The sequence below is a fragment of the Chitinophaga sp. 22308 genome (genome assembly GCF_052045305.1).
In the GTDB taxonomy this organism is placed as follows: Bacteria; Bacteroidota; Bacteroidia; order Chitinophagales; family Chitinophagaceae; genus Chitinophaga; species Chitinophaga varians_A.
Genome location: NZ_JBQEOP010000003.1, coordinates 750,751 through 764,714, shown reverse-complemented (window position 1 = coordinate 764,714; position 13,964 = coordinate 750,751). Strand labels below are relative to the sequence as shown.

Below are 13,964 nucleotides of genomic sequence, written 5' to 3'. Positions count from 1 at the left end.
TTATCGGAAGATGGAAGTAATTTTCTGACGGTAAGTTTCATCCGTCATGAGTTGATGATACAGTGTATCCAGCTGCTGCCGCTTATTCCGGCGGGAGAGCCAGCGGACGAGCTGTACTATTTTCTGCTGATAGCTCATTTTTTCTGCCAGGTCGGGAGAGGTAAGCATCCTGGCTTCGAACACACGTTGATCAGCGGTATCCTGCTGTTGTTCAAGATATTGTTCGATGTCCCTGATTTCACAAAGCTGCTTCCTCATGTTGTGTTTGTTTTACCTGTTCTCTGATTTTTTCGAGGCATTTGTATTTCTGGACCGTGGCCACGTGCTGTGTTTTGTACTGCAGGTGACGGGCTATCTCCGCCATGGGCAGTTTGTCGTAATAAAATGCCTGTAACAGCTGCAGGCATCTTTTGCCGGCATTTTTGAGGAAACTGATGACCGGTTGGGCGACAGGCGGCGGATCATAAAAGTCGGATGGAATGCCGTAGTCGTCTTCGTGCGCATGAATAGTCACGTACTGACGGTCATCTTTCAGCCTGCGCAGGCACAGTATCCGGGTAATGCCCAGGATATAAGCCTGATCAGAGCCTATGTTGACAACGTTTTGTTGTTTTTTCTCCAGGTAGATGATCACCGCATCATGAAATATGTCTTTGGCGGTGTCCAGATCACCCCCCATACGGTGTACCATCCTCGCCACTTTCGGAAGGGTGTCCCGGTATACAGACTCAAAAATGGGATCGTTATGCAAGGTCATACAATCGTCGTTTAAAGAGTAGTGTCGAAAACCACGGAAATATCACCCGGAAAATAAAAAAAAACGACGATGATTAAGAACAGATCGCGTATGTTGCACTAAGTTGTTGTTAACGAATGAGCCATACATGAGAAGCCTTGTTATATTCCTTTTTTGCCTGACTGTACAGTATGCTTCGGCGCAAACCGGCCGGCGGACCGGCACCTCTACACAGCGTGTTTCCCCCAACAGGAACAACCCCGCTGGGCGCTCTGGGGCCGTGTCTAACAGTAGCGGCACTACGGTAACACGTAACCGTATGCCGGTGATAACATCAAATGACCAGTGGGCCGGCACCTGGAAAGTGGATTACAAACCCTGGCCGCATATCCCTGCGGTGACCATGCAATTGCAGATAGGCATGCCAAGGCAGCATATGCTGTACCCTGCATTGTTATCGCTTGACTATGGAGAGTTCCACGGGGCGTATTACCTGTTGCTGGTCAGGAAAAATGAGCAGCAACTGGGCATCGGAAGGGGTAAATACCCCATCCGGGAAACCCCGTTCAAACTGGGCATCTGGATGATGTACCTCAACGGTACGTTCAACTATTCCCGGAAAGGGAACGAACCACCTGTAATGGACATCCAGCGTATGTGGATAAAGGACTTCGGCATTTTCATGAAAGGCCTCTATGATGATGATGAGATTTATGTCAGCACCAAAGTCACCCTGCGTGACATGCTGTACAGCAATCCCATTCAAATGAAAAAGATCGATAATCGGCCATGGACAGGGGCGGAGGCGCAGAGAATAATATACCCCGAAAGAGATTCCATCTATCTGGGCCTGTATGATCGTATAGACGTTGACGATAGTACCGGGCAACTGACGATCGTGGATGAGGACCAGTTGGATAAAGACACGGTAACGCTGGTGCATAACGGCCGTACGCTGCTCCGGTCGCAGGAAATCAACGAGCAGACGCAATCGCAACGGTTACGGCTGGATACCGGCATGAACCTGCTGGCTTTCTTTGCGGACAACTACGGCCGCCTGCCGCCCAATACCGGCGACATGAGGGTGGCCATCGATGGAAAAAAATACAGCTTTGATTTCAGCGACCGTTCTAATGCTTATGCCACCTTCCTGGTGGCGCAGTTATACCGCCGGCCGGTGCCGGAAAAGCCGTCGCCGGCAACGGTTACACCGCCTGCGCCGCCCGTGGCTTCGTTGCCGCCAGGCGGAGATACGGCCGCGCTCACCCGCACCGTCATCAGCCGGAAAGACCAATGGGTGACCACTATCAAGGTAAAGCAACAAGAAATCACGCTGGAGCTGTGGGACGCCCAGACAGAGGACGGCGACAGTATTTCCCTTCGTCTCAATGAGAAATGGATCGTAAGCGGTTTCCCGGTAAAGAAACAGATCCAGGAGCTGAAAATCACGCTGCAGCCCGGCGAAAACAGATTGCAGTTTATGGCAGACAATCTGGGGCGAATTCCGCCCAATACCGCATCGCTGCGTATATTGTTTGATAAGATGAGCCGCCGGGTAGACCTGAGCACAGATATGAAGCGGAACAACATGATCCGGATCATATATGAGGAATGACTGCTACCAGCCTTTTCTGTTGGAACCACTTTCTATACAGTAGATGCTGTTACGCGGAAAGGACTCATTGAACTTTTCGAGATACACCTCATAGCCGATAAAGCCGATACTGTCTGCTTCCACGTCCATGGTGGCCAGTGCAGGATTACTGTCGATGCCGTTGTAATAGGCTTCACCCATGCCTACGATAAAACAGCGGCAGTAGAGAAAACCGTCGTCTGAGCCGTCGGTGTATTGTTGAACTTCCTGTCTGTCAATATGATAAAGTTTTTGCTCCATAGTGAGCAGGAACGATGCCAACGATGCTTTGTCCAGTGTTTGCAATACCTGGCGAAGGTTTTCGCCGATTACATCGGTCAGTTCGTAGCTAAGGGATTCGAGAAGAAAGGGATCGTTGGTCCTTAAAGCAAGCCGGCGGGCCGCATTGAGTTCAGGAGAAACGGACCAGGCAGTTTCTATCAGCTGCCAGAAGTTGGCTTCATTCATAACTAAAGAGATAAATGAGTTAAAAAATGACGTTTGGGATAACAATTCAAAGGTAGGAGGGGGCTGCGTACTGGATATGCGCAATAAAAGCCCCAAAAACCGCTACTGTAACAGGTTTGCAGTGAGAGCAACATTTAATCGCCGGGAGTTGTAAATTACAGGTTCCTATCCATCATGAAATATCATTTCGCATGACAAAGCGTTTTTCCGGCAAGAGCTTCTACCAAAACGTATATATATTCCTGTTAGTAACGGGGATTATACTGATGGTGTTTGCCTATCTCCTTTACCGCCATACTTTTATACCCCTGATGGTCCCGATAGGGATTGTATTGGTAACCGGACTAATCGCCTTTGTGGTGGTCCGAAAACACTATAACCGGATATATGGCATCAGAGGCTTTTTTTATGCCTTGTCCAACAGTCTGTTGGCCTATGGCGGCATGGTATCGTTCCTGTTTCTGCTGATCAACTATTACGGGGCCAGCAGCGTGGATGAGGGACTGGTGCTGCCGGTAAAACGAAAGCATCTGGCGATAGACAGTACCGGCCGTATTACAGCCATGGAAAAGCCTTCTGTGATTATTCATCATCAGGGGGTGGACAAGGAGCTGGTATTTGATTTCGCCCGTTATCCACAGGTGATACAGGCTGAATATGTGGTGATTGATTACAGCAGAGGATTTTTCGGGTATGATATACTGCACTCATTTGATGTGGTGCAAAAGCTGCCGGAGGGGCAGCCGTAAAACATCATGTATAATATCGACCGGGAGCGCAGTACGCCTTACTGAGAGAGAGTTAAAACTTTAACAGGGAAATTTTTAAAAATAGTGCGTTAAAAATGAACCGCAAAGGGTGAGTATTTGTTATGTCGAGAGGAGAGCATTACAGGATAAGGTTTAGAAAATATTGCTTCTCATATTTTATCTCGAAAGGCTCACGTATTTCTGCGCAGCTCGTAGGAATTTAGCAATCATCTCACTAATAAATTTAGCGTGAATGTCGTTAATGAAAAGATACATTACTTTTTTTCGTCGGCTGAACCTGAAAACCCTTTATTTTAATTTCAAATATCTCCCTTTCTCTCAGGCAATCAGACTTCCCTTTCTAATTTCCCGAAGGGTCTACCTAAAGGTTACTAATGGTAAAACATCGTTTGAATGTCCTGTCAGGACAGCTATGGTGCAAATTGGGTATGAGGGAGTTGGGATTTTTGATCATAAAAAATCAAGAAGCATCTGGGAAGTAAGCGGAGAGGTTGTTTTTAAGGGAAAAGCCGTAATTGGCCATGGCTCAAAGATTTCTGTAAGGAAAGGAGGTATCCTTTCCCTGGGAGATAACTTTGTAATTTCTGCAGAGACATCTATTGTTGTCACGACAAACGTTGCGTTTGGAAATAATAACCTGTTGTCGTGGGATATTCTGGTGATGGATACTGATTTCCATTTAATAGAGGACGAGTCAGGAAAAGTCCTTAATTCACCGATGCCTATTGTTATTGGAGATAAGGTTTGGATCGGGTGTCGGTCCGTGATTTTAAAAGGGGCGAATATTCCTGATAATTGTGTTATAGGAGCTAATTCTGTTCTCTCCCGTGAGTTAGAAGAGGAAAAGGGGGTGTATGTGGGAAATCCCATTAAACTGGTGAAAAGGAATATTACATGGAATTACTAAGGCCGGTGGCATGCTGCCGGTACTTGCCTTGTAGAAAGAAACTTTTGATTGGTGTTAAAATCAAAGATGTTAACACACGGCTTTAAAAGCAAAACGGAACAACCAGTGCAATACCGATTATTCCGTTTCTGTGGTGTGGGGCGGGATCGAACCGCCGACACAAGGATTTTCAGTCCTTTGCTCTACCGACTGAGCTACCGCACCATGTCTTTTTTTGTGTGTCCCTCTCGTGAGGGGATTGCAAAAGTAAGACAAAATTTATAATTGCAAAATTTTTCTTCAGAAATTTCTAAAAAACTTTTTGCTGAACGATGCCGCTCCATAATTGAGTACGCCAGAACAGTGACTGGGCGGCGTATTCAGCGGCTTCTTCCCATTTTTGGGAATCGTTGCCACAAAGTTCCTGTACCATCTGCATGGCCAGTTGACTATGATGATCGCCATCTACTTCGATATGTCTTTCGAGGTAATAGATGAAGGTGCCGAGTTTTCCGGGGAATTTACGGTCGAGGTCTTTTACCAGGGCATGAAACATATCAGGGATGAGGTCTTCACGGCCAAAGGTAAAGACGGCTGCCATTACATGTGCCTTACCGGTAGCGATCACATCGAAAGTGAAGCCAAGAAACCCTTTTACAGCCTCAGGAAGCGAAGATGCCGCCAGGATGGTGTGTATGGGCGTGCCGGCAGTGATTGCGGCAATAAGGGCCTTTATTTTGCTTGTGTCAGCGCCTGCCTGTTCCATAGCTCTTTCATAGAGCTCAAAATGGCTGCAGCGGTTACCGTCCATGTCAATGTCGCTTTCTTCGCCGGTAACGATTTCATTGATAAGGTAGCGGGTAGCGGCATTACCTACGGGCACCCAGGGCACGTTGACGCAGGTAAGCTGCTGCTGCAGGCCTTTCAGCAACGACATAAAATCCCACACGGCATACACGTGGTATTCCATGAAAAGGCGGATATCGTCGAGGGTTTCGAGGGAAGCGTATAAGGGATGGGAAATAACTTTTCCCCTGTTGGCGGAAATGGTTTCCTGTATTTTCTCGATATTCATTCTATGACTGTTTGTTCACTGGTATCACATGACTGCTGTCTTCACTAGTTGCCGTATTCCACCAGGAACTTGATGCGGACCAGTTTAAGTTGTTCCAGTGTGTAATCGTTTTCGATCAGTTCTTCCCGGGCCAGCGCCAGGCTGGATGTTTCACAACCCTTGAAGTATTCCATGATTTCATCCTGAGCGTAGTCGTCCAGTTCTTCATCAATGCAATAATCAAGGTTGAGTTTGGTGCCGCTGGCAACAATGGTCTCCATTTCGTCCAGCAGCTGGGAGATAGTGAGCTCCTTGTTTTTGGCGATGGTTTCCAACGGGATTTTTTTGTCGATGTTCTGAATGATGAACACCTTCATACCGCTTTTGTTGACAACGCTCTTCATCACAAAGTCATCTGGCTTGGTGATGTTGTTTTCATCCACGTATTTGGCGATAACGTCGATAAACTGTTTACCGTAGCGCACTGCTTTGCCTTTGCTGACACCCTGTATTTTTTCCAGTTCCTGTACGGTAGTGGGATATTGGGTGGCCATGTCTTCGAGGGATGTTTCCAGGAAGATCACGAAAGGAGGCAGGTTTTTTTCTTTGGCTACTTTCTTACGCAGTTCCTTCAGCATTTCAAACAGCGCCGGGTCGGCAGAGGCGTTGGCTTCTGCATTGGCTTCTTCTTCCTCTTCCACGCCGTCTTCGTCAAACTGGTGATTGAGGGCCACCATGATGGAGTACGGCTTTTTGAGGAACTTTTTGCCTTTGTCCGTTACCTTCAGCAGGCCGTATTCTTCGATGTCTTTCTCGATAAGGCCTTCCAGCATCATTTGCCGGATAAGGGAATTCCAGAAGTGTGCATCAAATTCTTTGCCTTCTCCGAAGATGTCCAGTTGGTCATGGCGATAGGTAGATATCTGCGGGCTGGTTTTGCCGGTGATCACATTTACTACGTATTCGCTGCCAAAACGTTCTTCCAGGGCTTTGATGGCTTTGAGAACGATCACCACCCTGTTTTTGACTTCTATTTTTTCTTTCGGATTGCGGCAGTTGTCGCACTGGCCACAATCTTCTGTTTCATATTTTTCCCCGAAATAGTGCAGGATAACTTTACGGCGGCATACGGCGCTTTCGGCGTAAGCTACGGTTTCATTAATCAGCTGAGCGCCCATTTCCCTTTCACTGAGGGGCTTGTCGCGCATCAGGTGTTCCAATTTCTGTACGTCCTTGTGGGAATAGTAACAGATACAGTTGCCTTCCAGTCCGTCACGACCGGCACGGCCGGTTTCCTGGTAATAGTTTTCAAGGCTTTTGGGAATGTTGTAGTGGATCACGAACCGCACGTCCGGTTTGTCGATGCCCATACCGAAGGCAATGGTGGCCACAATTACCTCTACGTCTTCGTGCAGGAACATATCCTGACGTTGTGCACGGGTGGTAGGGTCCAGGCCTGCATGATAAGCTACGGCCTTGATATTGTTGGCAGACAGCATATCGGCCAGCTCCTCGGTGGTTTTCCGGTTGAGCGTGTAGATAATACCGCTTTTGCCTTTGTGCTGATGGATATATTTGACGATATCCTTGATAGTCAGGTCTTTCTTGCGTTTTGGCCTGATTTCGTAGTACAGGTTGGAACGGTTGAAAGAAGAGATATAGATATTGGGATTGTTTAATCCCAGGTTCTTAACGATGTCGCTTTGTACTTTAGGCGTAGCGGTGGCGGTAAGTGCGATGATCGGCAGTTTATCGTTGATCTGGTCGATCATCTCTTTCAGCCGGCGGTACTCCGGACGGAAGTCGTGGCCCCATTCGGAGATACAGTGTGCCTCATCTACAGCAATGAACGAGATTTCCAGTTCCCGGAAGAAATCCAGGTTTTCCTGTTTTGTCAGTGTTTCCGGCGCTACATACAGCAGCTTTGTTTTACCGGTTTGCAGGTCTGTGCGTACTTTTTTGATCTGCGCCTTGGAGAGCGTGGAGTTCAGAAAGTGTGCCACATTGTCTTTACTACTATAACCCCGGACCAGGTCAACCTGGTTTTTCATCAGTGCTATGAGGGGAGATACGATCAGTGCACAACCCGGGCTCATGAGCGCCGGTAATTGATAACACAGGGATTTTCCTCCGCCTGTTGGCATGATAACGAAGGTATCTTTTCCAGATAGGATGCTATTTATAATGATTTCCTGATTTCCTTTAAAGGAATCGAACCCGAAATGTTCGCGTAATGCATCCATCAAACTTACCTTTACAACAGCCATTGCATTCAAAATTTAAAAAGAATGGTAAACTCAAACTCTAAAGAATCAACAAATGATGAAATAGTTCTATATGTTTTTTAGGGGACACGAAGTTACTTAAAAAAGCGCGTAGTATCAATATAAATTCCGTGATCGCTCTGCTGCTGACTAAAAAATGATAAATTTGTAATTCGTCATGAAAAGGAATGGAACCATTAACATTGGAACAGTAGCCAAACGCACAATTGCTTTGGAAGCAGCGGCTATTAATGATTTGCAGCACTTTATAGATGCAGATTTTGAGAAAGTGGTGGAATTGGTCGCCCAATGCAAAGGGCGACTGGTGGTAACTGGCATCGGTAAAAGCGCCATTATCGCCCAGAAAATAGTGGCCACCTTAAACTCCACAGGCACCCCGGCGCTGTTTATGCACGCGGCAGACGCCATCCATGGTGACCTGGGCATGATAACACCGGAAGATATCGTGATGTGTATCTCCAAAAGCGGTACCTCCGCTGAAGTGAAGGTGCTGGTGCCCCTGGTGAAGAATTTTGGCAACACTTTAGTCGCCATGGTGGGGAATACCAGCTCATTTCTGGCACAGGAAGCGGACTATGTGCTCAATACTACGGTGAGCCAGGAAGCCTGTCCCAATAACCTTGCACCCACTACCAGCACGACTGCCCAACTGGCCATGGGGGATGCCCTGGCCGTTTGCCTTATCGAATGGCACGGATTTACGGCTGCTGATTTTGCCAAGTTCCATCCCGGTGGTGCATTAGGCAAAAAATTATACCTGAAGGTGGCAGACCTCTGCAAATTACATCAGGCCCCCAGCGTATTGTTAACCAGCACATTAAGGGAGGTAATCGTGGAGATATCCTCCAAAATGCTGGGTGTCACCGCCGTTCTGGACGAAAAAGGTGCTCTTCAGGGAATTATCACCGATGGTGACCTGCGGCGCATGCTGGAAAAAAATGTTGCTACCGCCGGCGTAACAGCCAAAGATATCATGTCGGTCAACCCGAAAAATATCCAGCAAAGCGAATTGGCGATCAACGCATTGGAGATGATGCGCCAGCACGATATCACACAATTGCTGGCCATGGACGGTGACCGGTACTGCGGCGTGATTCACTTACATGATTTAATCAGAGAAGGAATTATATAATGACACAACTGAACAGCCATTTTTATGTGGCCATCATGGCCGGAGGCATTGGCAGCCGTTTTTGGCCCCATAGCCGGACAGATAATCCCAAGCAGTTCCTGGACATCCTGAACACGGGAAAAACATTGCTCCAATGGACATATGAACGGTTTGCGACCTTCATTCCAAAGGAAAACATCTTCGTGGTGACGCATCATCAGTATACCGGCAAAGTGGCGGAACAACTGCCGGAAGTGGCGGAAGCAAATATTGTCAGCGAACCTTCCCGCAAAAACACGGCCCCCTGCGTTGCCTATATCTCCCATAAAATACATAAACAGGACCCGCTGGCCAATATCATCTGTGCTCCGGCTGATCACCTGATCATGGACGGACCGGCATTTACCTCTGCCTGCCTGAACGCCCTGCTGTTTGTACAGAAACACAGCGCCCTGTTAACGCTTGGCATCAAACCCACCCGCCCTGATACCGGGTACGGCTACATCCAGTATGAACCGCAACAGGTGGCTGACAACGTTTATAAAGTCAAAACATTTACCGAAAAGCCCAACCTGGAACTGGCCAAAACCTTCCTGCAAAGCGGCGACTTCCTCTGGAATGCCGGCATTTTCGTATGGAATGTGAAAACCATCCTCGCTGCTTTCCGGGAATACCTCCCCGAAATAGATGAGCTGTTTGAACAAAGCACATCAGCCCTGAACACACCGGAAGAAAAGGAAGCTATCGAAAAAGTATATCCGCAATGTACCAATATCTCCATCGACTATGGTATCATGGAGAAAGCTGATAACGTGTATGTAATCCCTTCCAACTTCGGCTGGAGCGACCTGGGCACCTGGGCCTCCGCTTACGAAAACCTGGAAAAAGACTACCTGGGCAACGCTGTACAGGGAAAAAACGTGGTAGTAATAGACGCTACCAAGTGCATGGTGAAAGTGCCAAATGAGAAACTGGTACTGCTGCAGGGCCTCGATGAATTTATCGTGATTGATACGAACGACGTGCTCCTGATTTGCCGGAAAGACAATGAGCAGCAGATCAAGGAATATGTGGCGGAAATCAAGCGCAACAAAGGCGAAAAATATCTCTAGTCAATTACGAATTACAAATTACGAATTACGAATTAATACAAAGGAAGAGGGACTTCCTAATTCGTAATTCGTAATTTGTAATTCGTAATTGATTTATGTATGTCCAAATTACCACACACAGGAACCACCATTTTTTCCGTTATGTCAGCCCTGGCAGCGGAACACAAAGCCATCAACCTGTCACAAGGCTTCCCCGACTACGATTGCAGCGATGAACTAAAGGAAATGGTCAACCAGGCCATGCAACAGGGGCACAATCAATACGCGCCCATGCCCGGCCTCTTGCAGCTCCGCACGGCTATCGCTGCCAAAATCAGATCGCTGTACCAGCAAACCATCAACCCGGACACCGACATCACCATCACCCCAGGCGGCACCTATGCCATTTATACGGCTATTGCCACCTACATTCATCCGGGAGATGAAGTGATCATATTCGAGCCGGCATATGACAGCTATATCCCCAATGTGCTGGTCAACGGTGGCAAACCGGTGCTGATATCGCTTTCTTTCCCGGATTACCGGATTGACTGGCAGGAGGTGCGCCGCAAGATCACTCCCCGTACCCGCATGATCATGGTTAACACACCCCACAACCCTACCGGCAGCATTCTTCAGGAAGAGGACATGGCCGAACTGGAAAAGCTGGTAGCAGAACATAACCTGCTGGTACTATCAGACGAAGTATACGAACACCTCGTATTTGACGGCGCCCGCCATCTCAGTGTGCTGCGTTATCCTGCCATCTATAAAAACAGCTTTGTCGTTTTCTCCTTTGGAAAGGTCTTTCACAATACCGGCTGGAAGATGGGCTATTGCGTTGCGCCCGAGCATCTGATGAAGGAATACCGGAAGGTACACCAGTACCTTTGTTTTTCAGTGAACACACCGATGCAGTACGGATTGGCCGAGTTCCTGGAAACACCGGCACATTACCTGGAACTGCCGGCATTTTATCAGCAAAAGAGAGATTATTTTCTGGAGTTGATGAACGGCTCACGGTTTACACCACTGGCCAGTCAGGGAAGTTACTTTCAACTGATGCGGTATGATCAGATATCTTCGGAAGGAGACAAGGAATTTGCCACCCGCCTGACCAAAGAATTTGGCGTAGCGGCGATTCCGGTTTCCGCATTCTACCACGATGGCAAAGATGATCATGTAGTGCGTTTCTGTTTTGCCAAAAAAGAAACGACGCTGGAACAGGCGGCAGCACGCCTTAGAAATATTTAGGCATTTAATTATTGAGAAATTTAGTCAATGTGTTTAGGAATCTACGCTCCTCAGACGCCCGCTAAATATCAAAATAAAAAATACGCAAATGACAAGATATAATGGGGCTTCGACAGCCGCCAGACAGGTACCCCTATAAAAACCGGCCTGGCCTGGCTATCTCGGCCCCATTAATATCACAAGCAAACATACGTCTCCTCACAAGGAGACTTTTATTAAACGGCCATGGCCGGTACCGTTTCCTTATCTTTTTTCAGGATCAGCGTGTGTTCCATAAAGTTGACAACGCCGGTTTCCACATCGTACATGGCGCCCACGATACCTACGTCCCCTTTCAGGATCATGTCACGCAGAATATGGCTCTGTTCCATGATAGCCTGCACTGAGCGTTCAATATGAATGTTCGTCACGGCCTGCACAAACTCCGGGTTTTTGGAGGTGCGGTTTTCGGTAACAGTTTTTTCCGCAAAAACAGACGGGGTGATTTTATTCAGCAGACCGGTGAGGTTGCCCATTTCCACCGCGTCGCAGGCGCCACAGATGGCGCCGCATTTGGTGTGTCCCAGTACTACAATAAACTTGGAGCCGGCAGCTTTGCAGGCATATTCCAGGCTTCCCAGCACATTGTCAGAGATCACGGCGCCCGCCAGGCGGATACTGAAGATATCGCCCAGGCCCTGGTCGAATACCAGTTCAGCAGAAGTGCGAGAGTCCATACAGCTTACAATGGCCGCCATCGGCCATTGCCCGTCGCGGGTGTCGTTTACCATTTGCAGCAGGTTACGGTTGATGCGGAGGTTGTCCACAAAACGCAGGTTACCTGATTTCAATAATTCCAAAGCTTGTGTAGGTGTAATCTCACTCTGTGATACTTTATTCAATGTTTTCATGATTGTTCGTTTTGATGGGTGAATGAAGTGAGGAAGAGAGCATGGTTTCCGGTTTCTCTTGCCTCTATTTACGCTATAAGCCGTTTAGTTCAACTGTAATTCTTTTAATAATTCCTTGTGATTGCCGGCTGCAATAGTGTGTACGTGCCCGTTAGCTTTCCGCGCATGTTCTTCTACCAGGCTCCCGGGGGTGTTGGGAATTTTGTATACGTCCTTAAATCCCACCAGGATGACGGTAATATTTTTTTGTGGCGCCTTGATGTCTTTGAATTCCCGGATGGTTTGCAAAACATCGAAGTCGATATAGGCTGTTTTCTGGGCATCTATCACCACCGTAGTATCCGCAGGCAAATGGTCCAGGGTAAGCAGGATGCTGGCTTTGTTCAGGAAAGATACTTCCTGTGCCAGTTCCAGGCGGATAGTGTCGCCGGTCTGGTATTTTTCTTTGCGGAAATAATAGGAGCTCTTCATATTACCACGCAGAATGGCCAGTACGCTCACGGCCATACCGATACCAATACCAATCAGCAGGTCTGTAAACACGATGGAGACAACGGTGGCCACAAATGGTACCCACTGGTATTTGCCATTTTTAAACATTTCCCTGAAGACCTGCAGTTTACACAGTTTGTAACCGGTCACCAGCAGTACCGCGGCCAGCGTGGCCAGCGGGATCATGTTAAGCACCATGGGAATAAGTGCCGCACAGATCAGCAGCAGGGAGCCGTGTATCATGGTAGACATTTTCGTACGGCCGCCAGCGTTAATGTTGGCGCTGGAACGCACAATTACGGAAGTAATAGGCAGGCCGCCGATAAGGCCGCTCACAATGTTACCGATGCCCTGTGCTTTCAGTTCCCGGTTAGGGGAGGTGTGGCGCTTCAGCGGGTCCAGCTTGTCGGTCGCTTCCACGTTGAGCAGTGTTTCTACAGAAGCAATGATGGCAATGGTAAGACCTGTGATCCACACTTCCTTGTCAGTGATGGCGCTGAAGCGCGGGAAGGTGAACTGTCCGAGGAAGTCGGAAAACGACTGTGGCACGGGCAGGCTAACCAGGTGTTTAGCACCCAGGGCCAGCACTTCGTTGCCTGCAAAGGCGCGGTTCAGCAGAATACCGGCTATTACGGCAACGAGTGGTGCTGGTACCAGGTTTACTTTGGGGATCTTGCTCCAATACAGAATGATAAGAATGGATATGAGGGTGATAATAGTTGCACCTATGCTAATATGATTGAGCGTGGACAGCAGCGCGCTGAAAGTATTTTCCCCGTCGGCCTGGAAAAAGGCAATGCTGCCTTCATTTTCGGCGTCATAACCGAAGGCATGCGGAAGCTGTTTCAGGATGATAATAATACCAATGGCTGCCAGCATACCGGTGATCACGTTGGAAGGGAAGTAGTTGGCCACGGTTCCCGCCTTGATGAGCCCCAGTATCAGTTGCAGGCAACCTCCGATGACAACGGCCAGCAGGAAGATGTCGAATGCGCCCAGTTTGGTGATGGCGGTCAGCACAATGGCAGTAAGGCCTGCCGCCGGACCGCTGACGCTCAGTTGTGAGCCGCTGAAAAATCCAATTACCAATCCGCCAACAATCCCGGCAATCATACCGGAAAAGAGCGGAGCGCCGGAGGCCAGGGCAATGCCCAGACACAACGGCACGGCAATGAGGAAAACAACGAGACCTGCAGAAAAGTCCCCCTTGATATTGGAGAATAACGATGTTTGCTTGTTCATAAAAAATGCATTTTTCCGTTAAAGGATCGCGATGCCGGACAGCAGCTATCGC

Annotated in this window: 13 protein-coding genes and 1 tRNA gene; 6 read left to right on the top strand and 8 right to left on the bottom strand. The window is 48.2% G+C overall.

The features are described from left to right. Entirely contained in the window at positions 1–258 is a 258-nt protein-coding gene (locus tag ACTJJS_RS14955; protein WP_440664290.1) for a hypothetical protein, read from the bottom strand. Beyond that, entirely contained in the window at positions 239–757 is a 519-nt protein-coding gene (locus ACTJJS_RS14950) for an RNA polymerase sigma factor (RefSeq protein ID WP_440664289.1), read from the bottom strand. Before ACTJJS_RS14950 ends, ACTJJS_RS14955 begins: the two co-directional genes overlap by 20 nt. 127 nt (positions 758–884) lie before the next feature. Here ACTJJS_RS14950 and ACTJJS_RS14945 point away from each other — a divergent pair, with 127 nt between their 5' ends. Then, the gene (locus tag ACTJJS_RS14945; RefSeq protein ID WP_440664288.1) at positions 885–2,351 is read left to right on the top strand and encodes a hypothetical protein; all 1,467 of its coding nucleotides are present in this window, start codon (positions 885–887) and stop codon (positions 2,349–2,351) included. A gap of 3 nt (positions 2,352–2,354) precedes the next feature. On the opposite strand, the gene ACTJJS_RS14940 is transcribed toward ACTJJS_RS14945, so the two are convergent. After that, positions 2,355–2,837, bottom strand: coding sequence for a DUF4240 domain-containing protein (locus tag ACTJJS_RS14940; RefSeq protein ID WP_440664287.1), 483 nt, complete (start codon positions 2,835–2,837; stop codon positions 2,355–2,357). 191 nt (positions 2,838–3,028) lie between these two features. On the opposite strand from ACTJJS_RS14940, the gene ACTJJS_RS14935 reads away from it, so the two are divergent. Together ACTJJS_RS14935 and ACTJJS_RS14930 are read left to right on the top strand one after the other, a co-directional pair. After that, positions 3,029–3,586, top strand: a complete 558-nt coding sequence (locus ACTJJS_RS14935; RefSeq protein WP_168870885.1) for a hypothetical protein — start codon at positions 3,029–3,031, stop codon at positions 3,584–3,586. 262 nt (positions 3,587–3,848) lie between these two features. Beyond that, positions 3,849–4,514 (top strand): acyltransferase, encoded by a 666-nt coding sequence (locus ACTJJS_RS14930; protein WP_440664286.1) that lies wholly within the window; start codon positions 3,849–3,851, stop codon positions 4,512–4,514. Positions 4,515–4,645: 131 nt separating this feature from the next. Here the strand turns inward: ACTJJS_RS14930 and ACTJJS_RS14925 are convergent. From ACTJJS_RS14925 to recQ, 3 genes are all read right to left on the bottom strand, one after another. Further along, positions 4,646–4,718: transfer RNA gene (locus ACTJJS_RS14925), tRNA-Phe, on the bottom strand. Positions 4,719–4,803: 85 nt separating this feature from the next. Beyond that, complete coding sequence (locus tag ACTJJS_RS14920; RefSeq protein WP_440664285.1) at positions 4,804–5,568, bottom strand: DUF3050 domain-containing protein; 765 nt, start codon at positions 5,566–5,568, stop codon at positions 4,804–4,806. A 44-nt stretch (positions 5,569–5,612) separates the two neighbouring features. After that, positions 5,613–7,814: a DNA helicase RecQ gene (recQ, locus tag ACTJJS_RS14915; protein WP_440664284.1), complete on the bottom strand. Its 2,202-nt coding sequence runs from the start codon at positions 7,812–7,814 to the stop codon at positions 5,613–5,615. 175 nt (positions 7,815–7,989) lie between these two features. Between recQ and ACTJJS_RS14910 the strand changes: the two genes are divergently transcribed. From ACTJJS_RS14910 to ACTJJS_RS14900, 3 genes are all read left to right on the top strand, one after another. Next, complete coding sequence (locus tag ACTJJS_RS14910) at positions 7,990–8,964, top strand: KpsF/GutQ family sugar-phosphate isomerase (protein WP_343744630.1); 975 nt, start codon at positions 7,990–7,992, stop codon at positions 8,962–8,964. Then, positions 8,964–10,055: a mannose-1-phosphate guanylyltransferase gene (locus ACTJJS_RS14905; protein ID WP_168870890.1), complete on the top strand. Its 1,092-nt coding sequence runs from the start codon at positions 8,964–8,966 to the stop codon at positions 10,053–10,055. The genes ACTJJS_RS14910 and ACTJJS_RS14905 overlap by 1 nt, the downstream gene beginning before the upstream one ends. Positions 10,056–10,154: 99 nt before the next feature. Beyond that, positions 10,155–11,288 carry a methionine aminotransferase gene (locus tag ACTJJS_RS14900; protein ID WP_168870891.1) on the top strand — a complete coding sequence of 378 codons (1,134 nt, stop codon included), beginning with the start codon at positions 10,155–10,157 and terminating at the stop codon, positions 11,286–11,288. A 215-nt stretch (positions 11,289–11,503) separates the two neighbouring features. On the opposite strand, the gene ACTJJS_RS14895 is transcribed toward ACTJJS_RS14900, so the two are convergent. Next, positions 11,504–12,178 carry a carbonic anhydrase family protein gene (locus ACTJJS_RS14895; RefSeq protein WP_168870892.1) on the bottom strand — a complete coding sequence of 225 codons (675 nt, stop codon included), beginning with the start codon at positions 12,176–12,178 and terminating at the stop codon, positions 11,504–11,506. A gap of 84 nt (positions 12,179–12,262) precedes the next feature. Next, positions 12,263–13,912: a SulP family inorganic anion transporter gene (locus ACTJJS_RS14890; RefSeq protein ID WP_440664283.1), complete on the bottom strand. Its 1,650-nt coding sequence runs from the start codon at positions 13,910–13,912 to the stop codon at positions 12,263–12,265. Between the last annotated feature and the right edge of the window lie 52 nt (positions 13,913–13,964).

What these genes read in the sequence shown, in the direction of transcription:
- ACTJJS_RS14955 (WP_440664290.1), bottom strand. Translation starts at nt 258, where the DNA reads ATGAGGAAGCAGCTTTGTGAAATCAGGGACATCGAACAATATCTTGAA.
- ACTJJS_RS14950 (WP_440664289.1), bottom strand. Translation starts at nt 757, where the DNA reads ATGACCTTGCATAACGATCCCATTTTTGAGTCTGTATACCGGGACACC.
- ACTJJS_RS14945 (WP_440664288.1), top strand. Translation starts at nt 885, where the DNA reads ATGAGAAGCCTTGTTATATTCCTTTTTTGCCTGACTGTACAGTATGCT.
- ACTJJS_RS14940 (WP_440664287.1), bottom strand. Translation starts at nt 2,837, where the DNA reads ATGAATGAAGCCAACTTCTGGCAGCTGATAGAAACTGCCTGGTCCGTT.
- ACTJJS_RS14935 (WP_168870885.1), top strand. Translation starts at nt 3,029, where the DNA reads ATGACAAAGCGTTTTTCCGGCAAGAGCTTCTACCAAAACGTATATATA.
- ACTJJS_RS14930 (WP_440664286.1), top strand. Translation starts at nt 3,849, where the DNA reads ATGAAAAGATACATTACTTTTTTTCGTCGGCTGAACCTGAAAACCCTT.
- ACTJJS_RS14920 (WP_440664285.1), bottom strand. Translation starts at nt 5,568, where the DNA reads ATGAATATCGAGAAAATACAGGAAACCATTTCCGCCAACAGGGGAAAA.
- recQ (WP_440664284.1), bottom strand. Translation starts at nt 7,814, where the DNA reads ATGGCTGTTGTAAAGGTAAGTTTGATGGATGCATTACGCGAACATTTC.
- ACTJJS_RS14910 (WP_343744630.1), top strand. Translation starts at nt 7,990, where the DNA reads ATGAAAAGGAATGGAACCATTAACATTGGAACAGTAGCCAAACGCACA.
- ACTJJS_RS14905 (WP_168870890.1), top strand. Translation starts at nt 8,964, where the DNA reads ATGACACAACTGAACAGCCATTTTTATGTGGCCATCATGGCCGGAGGC.
- ACTJJS_RS14900 (WP_168870891.1), top strand. Translation starts at nt 10,155, where the DNA reads ATGTCCAAATTACCACACACAGGAACCACCATTTTTTCCGTTATGTCA.
- ACTJJS_RS14895 (WP_168870892.1), bottom strand. Translation starts at nt 12,178, where the DNA reads ATGAAAACATTGAATAAAGTATCACAGAGTGAGATTACACCTACACAA.
- ACTJJS_RS14890 (WP_440664283.1), bottom strand. Translation starts at nt 13,912, where the DNA reads ATGAACAAGCAAACATCGTTATTCTCCAATATCAAGGGGGACTTTTCT.